General features: G+C 46.9%; 11 protein-coding genes. 1 reads left to right on the top strand and 10 read right to left on the bottom strand.

Annotated features, from left to right (window positions below):
- Nucleotides 1-77 precede the first annotated feature (77 nt).
- Entirely contained in the window at nucleotides 78-3,464 is a 3,387-nt protein-coding gene (locus tag MAF46_RS00100) for an Rne/Rng family ribonuclease (protein WP_060785698.1), read from the bottom strand.
- A 289-nt stretch (nucleotides 3,465-3,753) separates the two neighbouring features.
- Here MAF46_RS00100 and MAF46_RS00095 point away from each other — a divergent pair, with 289 nt between their 5' ends.
- On the top strand, nucleotides 3,754-4,695 hold the full coding sequence (locus tag MAF46_RS00095; protein WP_020757561.1) for an AEC family transporter: 942 nt from the start codon (nucleotides 3,754-3,756) through the stop codon (nucleotides 4,693-4,695).
- Nucleotides 4,696-4,717: 22 nt separating this feature from the next.
- On the opposite strand, the gene MAF46_RS00090 is transcribed toward MAF46_RS00095, so the two are convergent.
- The 9 genes from MAF46_RS00090 to MAF46_RS00050 form a co-directional block, all read right to left on the bottom strand.
- Nucleotides 4,718-4,885, bottom strand: coding sequence for a hypothetical protein (locus tag MAF46_RS00090; protein ID WP_004129835.1), 168 nt, complete (start codon nucleotides 4,883-4,885; stop codon nucleotides 4,718-4,720).
- A gap of 133 nt (nucleotides 4,886-5,018) precedes the next feature.
- The gene (locus MAF46_RS00085; RefSeq protein ID WP_004129832.1) at nucleotides 5,019-5,306 is read right to left on the bottom strand and encodes a hypothetical protein; all 288 of its coding nucleotides are present in this window, start codon (nucleotides 5,304-5,306) and stop codon (nucleotides 5,019-5,021) included.
- Nucleotides 5,307-5,339: 33 nt separating this feature from the next.
- Entirely contained in the window at nucleotides 5,340-5,633 is a 294-nt protein-coding gene (locus MAF46_RS00080) for a hypothetical protein (RefSeq protein ID WP_060785699.1), read from the bottom strand.
- 232 nt (nucleotides 5,634-5,865) lie between these two features.
- The gene (locus MAF46_RS00075) at nucleotides 5,866-7,902 is read right to left on the bottom strand and encodes a coiled-coil domain-containing protein (protein WP_275883734.1); all 2,037 of its coding nucleotides are present in this window, start codon (nucleotides 7,900-7,902) and stop codon (nucleotides 5,866-5,868) included.
- A gap of 489 nt (nucleotides 7,903-8,391) precedes the next feature.
- Nucleotides 8,392-9,825 (bottom strand): Maf family nucleotide pyrophosphatase, encoded by a 1,434-nt coding sequence (locus tag MAF46_RS00070; RefSeq protein WP_060785700.1) that lies wholly within the window; start codon nucleotides 9,823-9,825, stop codon nucleotides 8,392-8,394.
- A gap of 64 nt (nucleotides 9,826-9,889) precedes the next feature.
- Nucleotides 9,890-10,975 carry a homoserine kinase gene (gene thrB / locus MAF46_RS00065; RefSeq protein WP_060785701.1) on the bottom strand — a complete coding sequence of 362 codons (1,086 nt, stop codon included), beginning with the start codon at nucleotides 10,973-10,975 and terminating at the stop codon, nucleotides 9,890-9,892.
- A 57-nt stretch (nucleotides 10,976-11,032) separates the two neighbouring features.
- Nucleotides 11,033-12,415 (bottom strand): homoserine dehydrogenase, encoded by a 1,383-nt coding sequence (locus tag MAF46_RS00060; RefSeq protein WP_020758279.1) that lies wholly within the window; start codon nucleotides 12,413-12,415, stop codon nucleotides 11,033-11,035.
- Nucleotides 12,416-12,555: 140 nt separating this feature from the next.
- The gene (locus MAF46_RS00055) at nucleotides 12,556-13,566 is read right to left on the bottom strand and encodes a CPBP family intramembrane glutamic endopeptidase (protein ID WP_060785702.1); all 1,011 of its coding nucleotides are present in this window, start codon (nucleotides 13,564-13,566) and stop codon (nucleotides 12,556-12,558) included.
- Nucleotides 13,567-13,578: 12 nt separating this feature from the next.
- Nucleotides 13,579-14,724 (bottom strand): D-alanine--D-alanine ligase family protein, encoded by a 1,146-nt coding sequence (locus MAF46_RS00050; protein ID WP_060785703.1) that lies wholly within the window; start codon nucleotides 14,722-14,724, stop codon nucleotides 13,579-13,581.
- Between the last annotated feature and the right edge of the window lie 105 nt (nucleotides 14,725-14,829).

Here is a 14,829-nt window from a genome sequence, read left to right as displayed (position 1 = left end):
AACGTCAAGAGCTAATTTATAAAGTCGAGTTAAACAGTAGAAACCATTGTACTCGAGCCTTATACTTTGATGCGTTTTTAGTTTTCTGATTCGTCTGTTTTTTCTTGCGATTCCACAGTTTCTTGCGATTCCACAGTTTCTTGCGATTCGCCTGCTTCTGAAGATTCACGCATGGTTTCTTGCGATTCGCCAATTTCTTGCGATTCTTGCAACTCTTCCGCTGGCTCATCTACTGAAGAATCGCCAGCAACCGCACTAATCGCAGAATCCACCGAATCCACAGAATCCACACCGTCCGCAGAATCCGCATCATCCTTACCGCCGTCCAAACTTCTGCGCAAAGACTCCTCAAAGAACGCCGAAGATGCCGCAGCCGCCGCAATCTTCGCCAACTTAGCGCGCACATCCGCACTAGACTCCTGCTTAACTGTAGGCGCAGTGTCCGCAAGGCTTCCGTGGCCGTGCTTATTGGTCTTAATAAACGGATCTCCGCCCTTAAGCGCGTACGGATCGGCGTATTCCGAAGACACAGTCGGCTCGTCGTGAAGAATAAACCCGCGGCCTTTGCACGTTGGGCACTCCTCCGAAAACGCTTCAACAAGCCCCTGGCCAACGCGCTTACGCGTCATTTGCACAAGACCAAGAGACGTAACTTCCGCAACTTGGTGCTTTGTGCGGTCGCGCGCAAGGCACTCAACAAGACGGCGCAAAACAAGATCGCGGTTTGCTGGCATAACCATGTCTACGTAGTCGATCATAACCATGCCGCCAATATCGCGAAGTCGCAGCTGGCGCGCAATCTCTTCGGAAGCTTCCAAATTGCAACGAGTCACAGTCTCTTCCAAAGACTTTCCGCGGCCAATAAAACGACCCGTGTTCACGTCAATCGTTGTCATTGCTTCCGTTCGGTCAATAACAATCGAACCGCCTGCAGGAAGATAAACCTGGCGCTCCATGCCCTTTCTAAGCTGGCTGTCGATTTGCCACTTGTCGAACACGTCTTTACCTTCATGCTCTGCAGGATCCCAGTACTCAATCTTGCTTCGCAAATCAGGCGCCATCATCTCCAAGTATTCGCAAATGCGGTCGTACGCGCCCTTGCCTTCCACAATCATCTTTTGGAAGTCGTCGTTAAAAATGTCTCTAACAACGCGAATCGCAACGTCTGGCTCACCTTGCAGCAACTTTGGACGCTTTCCGTGCAAGAATTCCTGGCGCTTTGCTTCTATACGATCCCATTGCTTTACAAGCGACTCAAGGTCTTTTTCAATCGCATCTTCACTAGCACCATCGGCAGCAGTTCTAATGATTATGCCCATGTCTTTAGGCGCGATTTTGCTTACGATTGCGCGAAGTCTGCTGCGCTCTCGGTCGGATAGCTTGCGACTTACGCCCGTCATCGCTCCAGACGGCACCAACACCAAGAACCTTCCAGCAAGCGTTACTTGCGATGTTAGTCGCGCACCCTTATGGCCTATAGGGTCCTTAGTAACCTGCACTAAAACAGGGTCTCCCGCCTTAAACGCAAGCTCCATTCTTCGCGGCTGACCTTCTAGCCTGGTTGTATCCCAGTTGACTTCGCCAGCGTAAAGCACGCCGTTTCTAGCCTGACCAATGTCTACGAATGCAGCCTCCATGCTTGGCAGCACGTTTTGCACGCGGCCAAGGTAAATGTTTCCAACGGTTGCAACTTCTTGAATGTCGGAAACGTAATGCTCAACAAGAATGTTGTCTTCGATTACAGATATTTGCGTGTGACGATCGCGCTCGCGCACAACCATAAGTCTGTCAACGTTTTCTCGTCTTGCCAAAAAGTCTTGCTCCATAAGCAAGTTCTGGCGGTTGCGCTCTCTGCGATTATCGCGGCGGCGCTGCTTTTTGGCTTCAAGCCTTGTGGAGCCTTCAATATCCGTGATTTCGTCAATATATTGCTGTTTTCTAGACCTTCGACTTTGCGAATCCGTATCCGAAGAGTCAAATCGCGATTCGCTCGTGCTTGAATCATCTGCAAGCTTAGACCTGCGACGCCTGCGCCTACGCGTGTAAACTTCTTCGTCTTGAGATCGCAATTCTTCTGGGTCTGGAATCAAATCTCGGTCTTCTTGAGAAACCTCAATTTCGTCTACGCTGTACTTGCTTGATGCCGAGTTAAAGGAAGAATCCTCGGATTCTGCAGATTTATTGGCATTATCTGCTCTATCTGCCCTATCTACTCTAGAGGAGCGCCTGCGACGCCTGCGCCTTGTTACAACGCCATCCTCGTCGTCTTGCAAATCGGATTCTTTTGCGTAGACTTCATTTGAATCTGCGTTATCTGCGCTATAAGCATCGTCAACGCTATCAAAGTTATCAACGCGATTTCGAGCAAAATCTCCACTAAAATCATCCTCAAAATCGCTATAGTCAAGTCTTCTAGAGGTTTTCCCAGCTTTACGATTTTCTATTGGCGCGTAAGTTATATCGTCGTATTCAAGGTCTTCTTCGATTTGCTCAACCTCGGCAGCAGCTCTGCGCTCTGCAGCGTTAAGTCTGCGATTTTTGCGCGATTTTCGGGCGCTTTGGCTTCCATAATCGCCGCGCTCACTTGCTTGCGATTCATCTTGATTCGCATTTTTATCTCGCTCAATTTGCGCGTTTTTCTCGTCTCGATTTGCTCTAGAACGCACGCGAATCAATTGCGTATCGTCGTCTTGCAAATCATAATTATCGTCAAAAGTTTCGCGTCCGCTTTTAGCTTTGGCAGAAGACTTGCTCGAGCGAGTCTTACGCGATTTTTTAGAACTGCGATTTGTGTCTTCACTAAAATCGTCTTTGTTTTCAAGTGATTCGCTAAAGTCTAAACTGCTGTCTGTTGACTTGCGATTATTACGCGACTCGCGGCTATTTCGCCTACTATCGTCTTTACTGCGAGAATCTCGCGAATCTCGCGAATCACGACGGCTGTGCGAATCGCGCTTATTACTGCTTGAATCTTCGTAATCCGAATCCGCATCGCGGCTTTCAGCAGAATGCTCGCGCTGAGGCAAAACTGGCTCTTGGAACAAAAGCGATGTTATTGGTCGCAAATGTGCTTGAGATTGCTGCTGTGTATAAGAACTATCTGCCGCAGAATCCGCAACAAAAGGCGCAGAATCCGCCGCCGCTACTCCAGAGCGCAAATCTTGAGTATCTCCGCCTTCAACGTGCAACTTCATCGATTCGCCAGCAGCACCTGCAACTCTAACTACACGCCTTCCAGCGCGCCTGCGACGCACGCCGTTAGCAGCATCTTTAGAGCCCGAAACAACATTAACAACGCCGCCAACTCTAGCGGAAGTAGCATTAGGATTTACGCTAGCATTAGAATTCACGCTAGAATCAGCACCAGCATTCTCGCTAGCACTAGAATTAGCATTTTCATTTTTATCTTTTTTATTATCGTCTGCTTCAAATACGTTGAAGCTTTCTCGCGTTACTCTGGGCACAATGCTCCTAGCGAAACGCTGCAATCGTCTCGCGCTCTTAGCCTGGAATGGGCACGCTTATGCGAGCCACCCCTCGGGCTGTTAATAAAGTCTAGCTGCGCGACAGCGGACACCTGCCTCAGTAAAACCATGCGATAAAACGCGCGAGGGGATCGACGCCGTCGAATGCTTTGGCGGCTTGCAGCGCCACCGTTCTCTAGTATGCCATATTGCAACGTCAAACAACATACGCTCTTAAAAGTCAATTTCACATTACCCCAATCGCAAAATCAGCGCTAAAATCGTTTGCATGGGTTTAATCAGCGCTATGCAGGGCTTTTGCGTAATCGGCATCGTAATTGCCGCAGGCTATGTAACCGCGCGTCTTCGCATTGGCGGATCGCAAGCACAAATGGTGCTTAATCGCGTAAGCTTTTTTGTATCTAGTCCTTGTTTAATGTTTGCAATCCTTGCAAAAGAGCCAATTTTTGAGATTTTCCACTCGTCAATTTTTGTTGCGTTTTTCTCCGCAATGATTGTTGGAATCGCGTTCATCTTGCTTAATCGCCTGTTCTTCCACCTTCCTGCAGCGGATTGCACAATTGGCGCGCTTAACTCGCTTTACTTAAACTCGAACAACATTGGCTTGCCTGTTGCAACTTATATTCTTGGAAATCCCGCGCTTGTTGCACCGATTTTAGTTATGCAGCAAGCTGTTTTTACGCCTGTTGGACTAACGGTTTTAGACGTTACAACTACTGGAAAGTGCTCGCTTAAGCGCATTACTCAGCAGCCGCTTAAACAGCCGCTTTTAATCGGGTCGCTTGGAGGAATTATTATTTCGGCAATTTCCGCAAAAGTTGGATATTTCCCTGTTCCGAATTTTCTCTATGACCCGATTAAGATGATTGGCGATTCCGCGGTTCCTATGATTTTGATGGCTTTTGGAATGTCGCTTTACGGCAGCAAGCCGCTACAAAAGGATTCTAATCGCGCTGCGATTGCGACGGTTGCGATTCTTAAAAATCTGATTATGCCAATTGTTGCGTTTTTGCTGGCTTATTTTGTTATGGGCTTTAGAGGTGCTACGCTCTACGCATGCGTTGTTCTGGCGGCTCTTCCGACTGGTCAGAACGTGTACAATTACGCTGCACGATACAATGTTGGCTTGAGTTTTGCGCGCGACGGAATCCTGTTTTCTACCACTACAAGTCCGATTTTTATTGCGCTAATCGCAGCAGTTTTGGGGTGACTAATTCACGCTTTTTGTAGCTCTAAACAATACACAGTTTCAATGGCTGAGTCTCATCTTCCCAAGCTCTTCCAGAAAACTCTGTAACAGTAGCACCAGAAAAATTGCCTTCCGCTTCTGCAGCCCACTTGTCAACAATATCGTCCGTAATAACGAATCCATTTTCTGCCGTATACGTATTCCTACTCATCTTGCATCCCTTATCTCTTGTAAAAATCCTTTTGTAAGCCGATTCGCATGAATTATAAGTATTGCATTGTTCTCAAGCTTTACAAAAAAAACAAGCGACATATTAAAAGCTAAGCAATCACAACACTTTGCAATCATCTTGCTTTTTGAGCAAGAAGCAGTTTGCACGCTTCTCGAACAACGTCCCCAACTTTCACACCCTGCTTATCAGCAGAAGCCTTTAGAGCCTCCGCATCTTCAGCAGATATGCGGAAAGTTATAGGCAGCATAGCTTCTTCATAAAGAGGCGGTCTGCCAAGCGGCTTTTTAATACGTAAATTACCAGCTTTTCCATGATATATGCCTTTTTCAGCATCATTTTCCCATTTATCAAGCATTTCATCGGTAACGTCAACGCCACCTTCACCGCGAAAATTAGCCATAATCACTCCTAATATTTCTTAACTATATTCTACTTATCTTCTACCAAAAATTTGTCTAATTTCTTCTTGGCTAAATCCCATTTCAGCAAGAAACTTTTTAGTTGCAGGCGCTACGTGAAAAATAATCCATTCCCCATCTTCACCTTTATACGCAATAAGTTCCGTAATAACACCTCGAGAATCCCAAGCAAGTGAAAGCATTTGACTAGGCTCATATTCACCTTGTCTGGGAAGCTCTCTACATGATGAATTCCACATATTTATTACTTCAGTTTCATTAAGCCAAGGTCGCTTGCGAATAACTCTAGGATGTACTAAAACCTTCATAAATATTATCTCCCGCTCCTAATATTTCGTATACGAAATGTTATCACATTGTGCCAGAGATTATCAAAATATAGCTAATCGAACTAATCAAAGCATGCAAAAAGCCTAATGCAAATTGGCGCAAAGTGCGCAAAAAGCATGCAAAAAGGCCCTTGCGCGCATTACACACAAAGGCCTTTTACATTACCTTCTATCTCGCTCAGTGCCAATTAACACTGAACAATCAAATAGCTTAGTGGCGAATCTTACGGAACGCTGCACCAGCACCAGCCAAAACGCTAGCAGCCAAAGCAGTCAAAGCAACACCAACACCACTATTAGGCAAACCACTAACACCACTCTTCACAGTAATGTTAGTCCAACCAAGCTGATTGCCCTGCTCATCAACAAGAACAACCGTATGCTTGCCAGAATAACCAGCTGGGAACATGGCATCAAACTGAGGCTTACCATTAACCAAGCGAACAGTCACATAATTAGCACCATCAGCACCCTTAAGAAGACGAGGGCTAGAGTAAATGAACGCATAAGCCTTAGCAGAACCATCACGGCTCAAACGATCAAGGAACGCCTGGTTAGAAATGTTCAAAGTCACCCTGTTCACAGCGCCAGCAACAACAACATTATTAGCACCAGCCGTAATCATGCCCTTCAATCCTGGCAACAAGTCAGCAACAGAAGCAGGAGCCGCAGGAACACCAGCAGCAGGAGCAGCGGATGGAGCCGACTGAGATGCTCCAGCAGGAGTCGAAGCGGATGGAGTTGTTACAGACGGAGTGGAAGATGGAGTATCATCCGATGGAGTCTCATCCGATGGAGTCGAAGGAGTTGGCGTCGAAGGAGTTGGCGTCACAGACGGTGTAACCGATGGGTTATCATGATGAGGCGTCACTGGCGTCACAGGCTTTGGAGTCACAGGAGTCACAGGCTTTGGAGCTGGAGGCTCATGACCAGGAGCTTGTGGATCTTCAGTATTAGCCTGAACAGTCTTAGTCGCTTCAATCGCTGACTCTAAATCATGCTTAGCAGCAGTAATACTATCATTAGCAGTTACAAGCTTGGTTTGCTTATCTTTAAGCTGCTTCTGAAGATTCGTCTTAGCTTCACCAGTTGCAGCCGAAATCTTCTTATTCAAATCAGCAATCGCAGCTCTTAACTCAGCAACCGCAGTATACTTCGTAACCACATCACTGGCCTTAGTAGCCATAGTATCAATAGTGCCAGCAACCTTACTAGCCTTATCTAGCTGACCTTGAAGCTTAGTCTTAGCTTCACCAGTAGCCTTTTCTATCTGCTTCTTCAAATTCGCTACAGCAGCATCAGCCATCTGCTTCAGCAACTCAGCCTCAGCCTTCTTAGACTCAGCTTCCTTCTGAGCCTTCTTAAAATCTGCATCACTCTGATAGGAGTCGCCTTCAGGAGCTTGTGGATCTTCAGTATTAGCCTGAACTGTCTTAGTTTCTGTAGTTGCTGACTCTAAATCATGCTTAGCATCAGTAATATTTTTATTAGCAGCCACAAGCTTGGTTTGCTTATCTTTAAGTTGCTTCTGAAGATTCGTCTTATCAGCTTCAGCAGTCGCAGCCGAAATCTTCTTATTCAAATCAGCAATCGCATTTCTTAACTCAGCAGCAGCAGTATACTTCGCAACCACATCACTGGCCTTAGTCGCCATCGCATCAACAGCAGCAGCAACCTTAGAAGCCTTATCTAGCTGACCTTGAAGCTTAGTCTTAGCTTCACCAGTAGCCTTTTCTATCTGCTTCTTCAAATTCGCTACAGCAGCATCAGCCATCTGCTTCAACAATGTAGCTTCAGCATTCTTAGACTCAGCTTCCTTCTGAGCCGCCTTAAACTCAGCATCTTCCTTAGTAGTGTCAACCTTTGGTTCTGGTGATGAAGGAGTCTGAGGGTCAGTCTTATGCTCGTCTGGAATCTCAGGCTTAATATCATTGCCGTTCGGGTCGTGGTCTTCATCAAACATGTGCGGGTCAAAAGTTAAATGCTCATGTCCGCCATTATACTGAGTGTGAGTATTATACATTTGGTCGTAATAATTTTCATACTCGTTTTCAGTATTTTGAAGCTGGTCCCATTCAGAGCCAGAACCATAAATGTCATCTTCTGGCTTAACAGTTGGAGTAGTTACTGGGGCTGGCTTTGGAGGATTATTAGGAACTTCTTCAGCAAAGGCGAAGCTACCGACGAATCCGCAAGATACCACGATTGATGCGGCAGCTATACCAGCAATCGCTTTCTTATTTAACATGATCTTCCTTTCTTCTTCCTTCTCACGTATAAGCGTGCGAAGAGAGCAATCGCAAGAATACAACTGAATATTCTCGCAATCTAAGCCCTAAAACATGGACTATCAGCATTCAGAATACCCCCCCCCGTAGCCCTAAATCAATATTTTCACACAACAACACGCGTCATTTTTTACACAAACTTTGCACAAATCAGCCTCATTCTTAAAGGAGTCGAATTCGACCCCTCTAAAATTCGGATTGTTAATACTCTCCCACAATCCCCATGAATCACAAGCAAAATTACAAAAATCAAGCACAAACCACAAAACATCTAACAACTAGCAGAAAACTAGCATGCATCAGCGCATAAGTATAATTCCACAAAGCAAAATCATTTTCCGCATTTTGTAGCTCAAAACCGCAAAATAAACAACAAAAAGCGGAAAACAACCGGCGCGGGAATAGCGCTCGCGCTAGGCTTTGAGCGCGAAGGTATGTCGTCGCGCAGCTCACCGAGTCGATGCAAGAGAATCAAGGCGAGCACGGAAGGACGGCCAATCAGTGCGCATTGCCGTGAGTAGCTTTAGCTTCGGCACATCATCAATCGGCACCCACTTAATCTCCATGCTCTCGTCGTCGTGCGCGCACGGATTCACACAATGACCTGGCTTTTCAAACGCGAAAACCGTTGTATACCGCCAATTCCCGTGATTTTCGCAATACGCTCCAACAACATCAATGTCTTGAGACGTTATGTTCGCCTCTTCAAACGACTCGCGCAACGCGCCCTCAATCGCAGTTTCGCCATCAGATATTGCGCCGCCAGGAATCCCCCACGTGCCGCCTTCCGCGCTCCAAAGCGCGCGATGTTGCATAACAACGTGAGTCACGCGCCCAGTTGCCTCGTCTCGCCTAGCGAGCAGCACGCCAGCCGCGCCATTATGGCCCCAATGCTTGCGTCCGCAATCGCACATAACCCATCCATCTCCAGGCTGATGCACGTTTTCTTTAGGCACTTGCGCGGAAGCAGGATCGTCCTTAATCGCCTCGCCCTCTAGCTTGCGACTATTCCACAAATCTGGCCAAGCGTACCCAAGCTCCGAAACCATCTGCCTTAGCAGCGGCAAGCTGATTCCAAGAACTCCATGCGGATCTCCCTGAATTCCCTCAATAAAAGCTCCGCCAAAGCCTTCTAGCGTAAAGGATCCTGCAACTTCCAGCGGCTCGCCAGTTTCTACGTACGCGCGAATTTCCTCATCGCTCATATGCGCAAAAGTCACGCTTGCGCGGCTCACTTTGCACACGGTTTTGCCACTTTTTGCGTCGATTAAGCAATGACCAGTAAACAATTCTCCAGTTTTTCCGCTCATTCGCTTAATCCGCTCAAATGCCACTTCAGGAGTATGCGGCTTGCCGTAGCATTCGCCGTCTAGCAAAAACATGGAGTCGCAGCCAACAATAAGCACGCTATTGGAATCAGCGGAAGACTTATTCACATGCGCAAAATCGTGAATATCAAAAGTCTTAGTAGGAACTTTTACGCCCGAAAAATCGCGAGTTTGCGCGGTATCTACGTTATGCGTTATATGCGATTGCGAATCACTTGCTAACGCGTTACTACCAGTTGCAGAAGATTCAGATTCAGAAAATCCAGCCTCAGCCTCCAGCGGATACCCCACAACCAAATCGCCACTAGCCGAAGCTGCTGCATTTGCAACAAGCTTCCACGACTCATACACTGCAAAAGCCTTTGCTTGCGCCAAAATCGAAACGCGCTCCTCGGCGCTCATCTGCTCCACGCTAACACCTTGCGCATTTGCAGCATTACGCAACGCCGCTGGCTCATCTACCTCGCTCACATGAATCACAGGAATCACGCCTGCAGCAGCCAACACCGCTCTTCTTGCAGGAGACTGAGAAGCCAAAATCAACGAAACTGTCATATTCCCTCTTTTTGCGATTTCACTTGCTATTTCACTCATAACTTCACTTACAACTTCACACAAATTATTCGCGAGTTATTGCAACGCCAATAGAATCAACATGCACGTGCAAAACTTTCCAATCGCAGCCACTCAAAAGCGGTTCTGCAATTTTTTCTATTTTTCCAGCTACAGTTTCCGCACTTTCTATTTCCGCACTTTCTATTTTTCCGCTTATATTAGTGGCGTTATTTGCCTCTACGGAAGCTTCCGACTTTTCCTCGTAGAACACCGCTGCGCAAGATCCAGCTCCCGAAATCGCAGCCGCAAACCCCTTGTCTCGCAAAGCTTTTACCAAATCACAAGTTGGTTGCATAAGACTTGCTCGGTATGGCTGGTGAATATCGTCTTGAGTAGCTGTAAAAAGCAAATCGTTTCTGGAAAGAGTTGTTTTTGCGCAAGAATCGCAAGAATCGCAAGAATCGCAAGAATCAGCAAATGCGCTAAAATCTCCAAAATCACCAAACGCAATCGGCAATAAGCAAGCGCGCGAAACGTTAAACACAGCATCTGCATATGGCACTTTTTCTGGAAGAGCTTGGCGAGCCATTTGCGTCGAAAGAGTAAAGTTTGGCACAAAAATCGTTGCGCGAATCTTCTTAGAAACGCTGTATCGAACAGTGTGGAACTCATTGCCATTCTTCCAACTGGTTGTTAATCCGCCAAAAACCGCTGGAGCAACGTTGTCTGGGTGGCCTTCAATCGCAGCTGCAAGCTCAAAAATCACCTGCTTATTAAGATTCCCATTATGCGCAAAAGCCCAAGCTGCTGTTACTCCTGCAACGATTGCACTGGCGGAAGACCCCATTCCGCGCGCTTGCGGAATGCGATTATGCGCTTCTAGAGTAAATCGCAAACGCGGCAAGCCAAACGCTTCGCACGCTTTGCGAAACGCGCGAACAACAAGATGCGTCTCGTCTTTTGGCAACGTATCTTCGCCTTCGCCATGAATAATCACGCGCACATCTTGCGAATCATCAAGCGAATCATCAAGCGTAAAAACTAGCGAATCCGCATAGTCAAGCGCAATTCCTGCAACGTCAAATCCCGACCCAAGATTTGCGCTGGTTGCTGGCACGCAAACTGACACACTGTTGCATACTGGTTTCATTTCGCACCTTTTCCACTCGAGCAGCCTATCAAATTACTAAATTATTCAATTACTCGATTACTCAATAATTCGCAATGCAAGAGGCTTTGCACACACAACATCCACTTTTTGCAAATCGGCAAGAACCGCTTGCAAATCCGCCTCTGTGCAATCTTTTACAAGCACGCGCAAATCGCCAGGGCCGCTGATTCCGCAAGCTGGGCAATCGCCTTCGCCATCGTATTGAGTTTGGCAAAGCATAGGCAATCGTTCCGCGTTTACACCGTGCTCCTCAAACACATCCATCACTTCGCCGCAAAGCGCAAGCGAAGTATCTTCCATGCTGCATCGCACAACAAAATCCGCACGAATCGAGCGCGTAGAAGCCAAAGACTTAGCGTTATACATTGGCACGCTAGCATCGTTGCAGCCGCGCGCTATGTTTCTAGCAGCTCCAACAATATCTCCAACAACCGCGCTTGCTGTTGGAGCGCCACCAGCGCCGCGGCCGTAAAACATAAGATCATCCGCCGCTTGTGCTTTAACAAAAACGGCGTTAAAGCTGCCATGAACGGAAGCCAGCGGATGCTCTTTGCTAACCAACGCTGGGTAAACACTTGCGCTCACTGCGCCACTCGAATCGCAAGCAACCGCCGCAAGCAGCTTAATCACGCGATTTTCTGCACTGGCAGCCGCAATATCTGCTGCCATAATCGCGCTAATTCCTTCAACGCTAACGTCATCAATGCTTATTGGCATCTGGAATGCAAGCGTTGCCAAAATCGCAGCCTTATTTGCTGCATCAAATCCTTCAACGTCTCCTGTAGGGTCCGCCTCCGCGTATCCCTTTTCTTGAGCTGCTCGCAAAGCCGAATCAAAATCAAGGCCGCGCACTGTCATTTCGTCAAGAATGTAGTTTGTAGTTCCGTTTACGATTCCAAAAATTTGCGTGATCTTGTCGCCTACAAGCGACTCTCTAAGCGGACGCAAAATCGGAATTGCGCCTGCAACAGACGCCTCAAAGCTTAAATCGACTCCGTTTTTTTGCGCGCATTCATAGAGTTCTGGACCAAACTTTGCAAGCAATGCTTTGTTTGCTGTTACAACCGATTTTCCGCATTCTAGCGCGGTTTTTACAAATGTGTGCGCTGGCTCCAAGCCGCCAATTAGCTCAACGATTATGTCTATATCTTCGCGTTTACAAATCGCTCCTGCATCTGCGCTTAAAAGATCTTTGGCAATCCATGGCGCGTCCACGTCTTCTGGATGCAAGCACGCGACTGCAGCAAGCTCTAGTGGAGCGCCGATTCTTGCCGATAAGTCAGCGTTTTCTTCCACTATTAGACGCGCTGTTTGCGATCCTACTGTTCCAGCGCCTAAAAGACCCACGCGAATTGGATCTGAGGCAAAGCAATCGTCATTTGCACATTTAGCGCTTTCTAAATTGTTTTTGTCTAACATAGACGCCTCCTAACTTAAATCAAATATCAATTAAATCAATCCAATTTGCACAAACAGCACAAACATATTCAGCTTGCACAAACAGCACAAACAAATTCAGCCTACGCAAATAGCCTGCACAAACAGCTTACAAATTCACCCTACACAAACAGCATAAGCAAATTCAGCAAAACGGACGCAATCAAGAATCCCATAACGCCAACAGTTCCATAAAGTGCTTTTGTTCCAGCGCTCCCACGAATCTCTAGCGGCGAATCGTAGAATTCAAGATACCTCTTGCGGCGAGCAAGTAGCACAATTCCAAACACAAACATAACAATCATAAACATTGCGTAAAGGCCTATAAACATAAATCCAGGAGCCAAATCCGCAATCTCATGAGTGTTCAAGTTCTCAACCTTAATAAGATCTCCATTTGAATCCATCATGTTGTTTGAAATCCACATTGCTATAACGCTTCCCTGGAAGTTTACAATCATGTGCAAAAATACGCTGTACCTAAGCTGCGATGTACGAACGTACATGTATCCAAACACAAGACCAAGCCCAAAAGCGTAGAAGAATTGGAACATATTCATGTGGAAAAGCGCAAACGCCAATGCAGAGAACACAATCGCGCGCTTTTCGCCATACACGCGCAACCTGTCTATAATTTGCTTTCTAAACAGCCACTCTTCCACAACTGGAGCTAAGAATACAACAAAAAGCAGCGTTTCCCACACGTTTCCGCCTGCTACAACGTCTGCAATCCTATTCTCGGCTTTTCCGCCAGAAATAAGCGCGGAAGCAACAAGCCCAATGTAACTTCCTGCATACATTATTGGCACGCTAACAGCAAAGAATCCGCCAAATTGGCGCAAAGACATAGTAAACTTGCGAGTTTTTACCGCTGGTGTACGCCTTAGAACAAGCATTGCAAGCGGCAACGCTATTAGGTATTGCGCAACATCCGAAGAGACAAATGAGCTTAGCGAAGGTGTTAAAACGCCTTTTGGAACAAACACGCTAATCAATTCGCCAATTAAAAGCGTTGCAAGAATCCACGTAAATAGGAACACGCACAGCGACACTCCTACAGATCCTTGACGCTTGCGCGCAATCGTATACGCGTCTGGATGCTGCTTGTTTGCAAGCTTACGCTGTTTACGCATTTTTACCTCCGACTAGTATAAAATCACGCCTTCAATAAGCTTTGTGATTAAATCACTGTAGCTTATTCCGGTTGCTTCCCAAGCTTTTGGATACATGGAAATTGGCGTAAATCCAGGCATTGTGTTGATTTCGTTAAGGATTACGCGGCCGTCTTTAGTTACAAAAGAGTCCACGCGACTTAGCCCTCTGCCGTCTGCCGCTTTGAATGCTGCGAGCGCCGTTTTGCGAACGCGTTGCAAAGTCTCTTCTGGCAAATCTGCTGGAACTTCAACGTGCGAAGCCGCAGAATCCATGTATTTGCTGTCAAAATCGTAGAACTGGTCTTCGCCAGCTTCGCGCTTGTCGAGCACAACTTCTCCAGGCCAGCTGGCTTTTGGCTCTTCGCCGTCGCGCGCTGCAAGAACCGCGCACTCAATTTCTCGCGCGTCAATTCCTTGCTCTATCAATACTCGCCAATCGTGCTTTGAAGCCTCAAAAACAGCATCTGCTAAGGCCTTAGCATCGCGCGTTTCTACTTTTGCAACTCCAAAACTAGACCCTGCTCGGCTTGGCTTTACAAAAAGCGGATACTCTAGTTTTTCTTCTTCAACTTGCTCAAGAATTTCGTTTGCATACGCATTAAAGTGATTAGCGCAATCATTAGCAAACTTGCGCGCGTCCAGTGCGATTCCAGGAGCCACAGCGATTCCCGCCGCCTTAAAAAGTTGCTTTGCGTAATACTTATCCATGCACGCAGCAGATGCCAAAACTCCGCAACCAACGTATGGAACTTGCATCATTTCTAGCAAGCCTTGCAAAGTGCCATCTTCGCCATTCGGGCCGTGAAGAACTGGAAAGACTGCGTCAATATGACCTAAGCTCGTAAGCGTGCCATCCGCCTCTCGCACCAAAAATCCGTCGGCTCCCTTTGCTGGGTCTAGCACAACATCGCGCGTTTGCGCGGTTTTTGTGATTACTGGCAGCTCGCCTTGCTCCATGCGGAAGTTTCGCGGATCTTCGCCGCCAACAATCCACTCGCCTTGCTTTGTGATTGCAATCCGCACGATTTCAAATCGACTTTCGTCTACAGCACTGAGCACTCCAGCAGCCGATATGCAAGAAATCGAATGTTCGTCTGCTTTACCGCCATACAAGAACACTACACGCTTTTTCGTCATTTTTTTCCTTTATATTATTTTGAATTATTTTAGTTATTTTAGATTATTTTTGATTATTATTTTTGCTTGCGATTTACACGCAACTTATACGCGTGCGACTTACGC

Origin of the sequence: Gardnerella pickettii (assembly GCF_029226345.1) — a bacterium.
Lineage (GTDB): Bacteria > Actinomycetota > Actinomycetes > Actinomycetales > Bifidobacteriaceae > Bifidobacterium > Bifidobacterium piotii.
Note: the sequence above shows the minus strand (reverse complement) of the source record. Positions and strands in the feature narration are given on the sequence as shown.

Bases quoted from the DNA above. Each gene is read 5' to 3' on its own strand.
- MAF46_RS00095 (WP_020757561.1), top strand. From the start codon at position 3,754: ATGGGTTTAATCAGCGCTATGCAGGGCTTTTGCGTAATCGGCATCGTA.
- MAF46_RS00080 (WP_060785699.1), bottom strand. From the start codon at position 5,633: ATGAAGGTTTTAGTACATCCTAGAGTTATTCGCAAGCGACCTTGGCTT.
- thrB (WP_060785701.1), bottom strand. From the start codon at position 10,975: ATGAAACCAGTATGCAACAGTGTGTCAGTTTGCGTGCCAGCAACCAGC.
- MAF46_RS00085 (WP_004129832.1), bottom strand. From the start codon at position 5,306: ATGGCTAATTTTCGCGGTGAAGGTGGCGTTGACGTTACCGATGAAATG.
- MAF46_RS00070 (WP_060785700.1), bottom strand. From the start codon at position 9,825: ATGACAGTTTCGTTGATTTTGGCTTCTCAGTCTCCTGCAAGAAGAGCG.
- MAF46_RS00060 (WP_020758279.1), bottom strand. From the start codon at position 12,415: ATGTTAGACAAAAACAATTTAGAAAGCGCTAAATGTGCAAATGACGAT.
- MAF46_RS00090 (WP_004129835.1), bottom strand. From the start codon at position 4,885: ATGAGTAGGAATACGTATACGGCAGAAAATGGATTCGTTATTACGGAC.
- MAF46_RS00075 (WP_275883734.1), bottom strand. From the start codon at position 7,902: ATGTTAAATAAGAAAGCGATTGCTGGTATAGCTGCCGCATCAATCGTG.
- MAF46_RS00055 (WP_060785702.1), bottom strand. From the start codon at position 13,566: ATGCGTAAACAGCGTAAGCTTGCAAACAAGCAGCATCCAGACGCGTAT.
- MAF46_RS00050 (WP_060785703.1), bottom strand. From the start codon at position 14,724: ATGACGAAAAAGCGTGTAGTGTTCTTGTATGGCGGTAAAGCAGACGAA.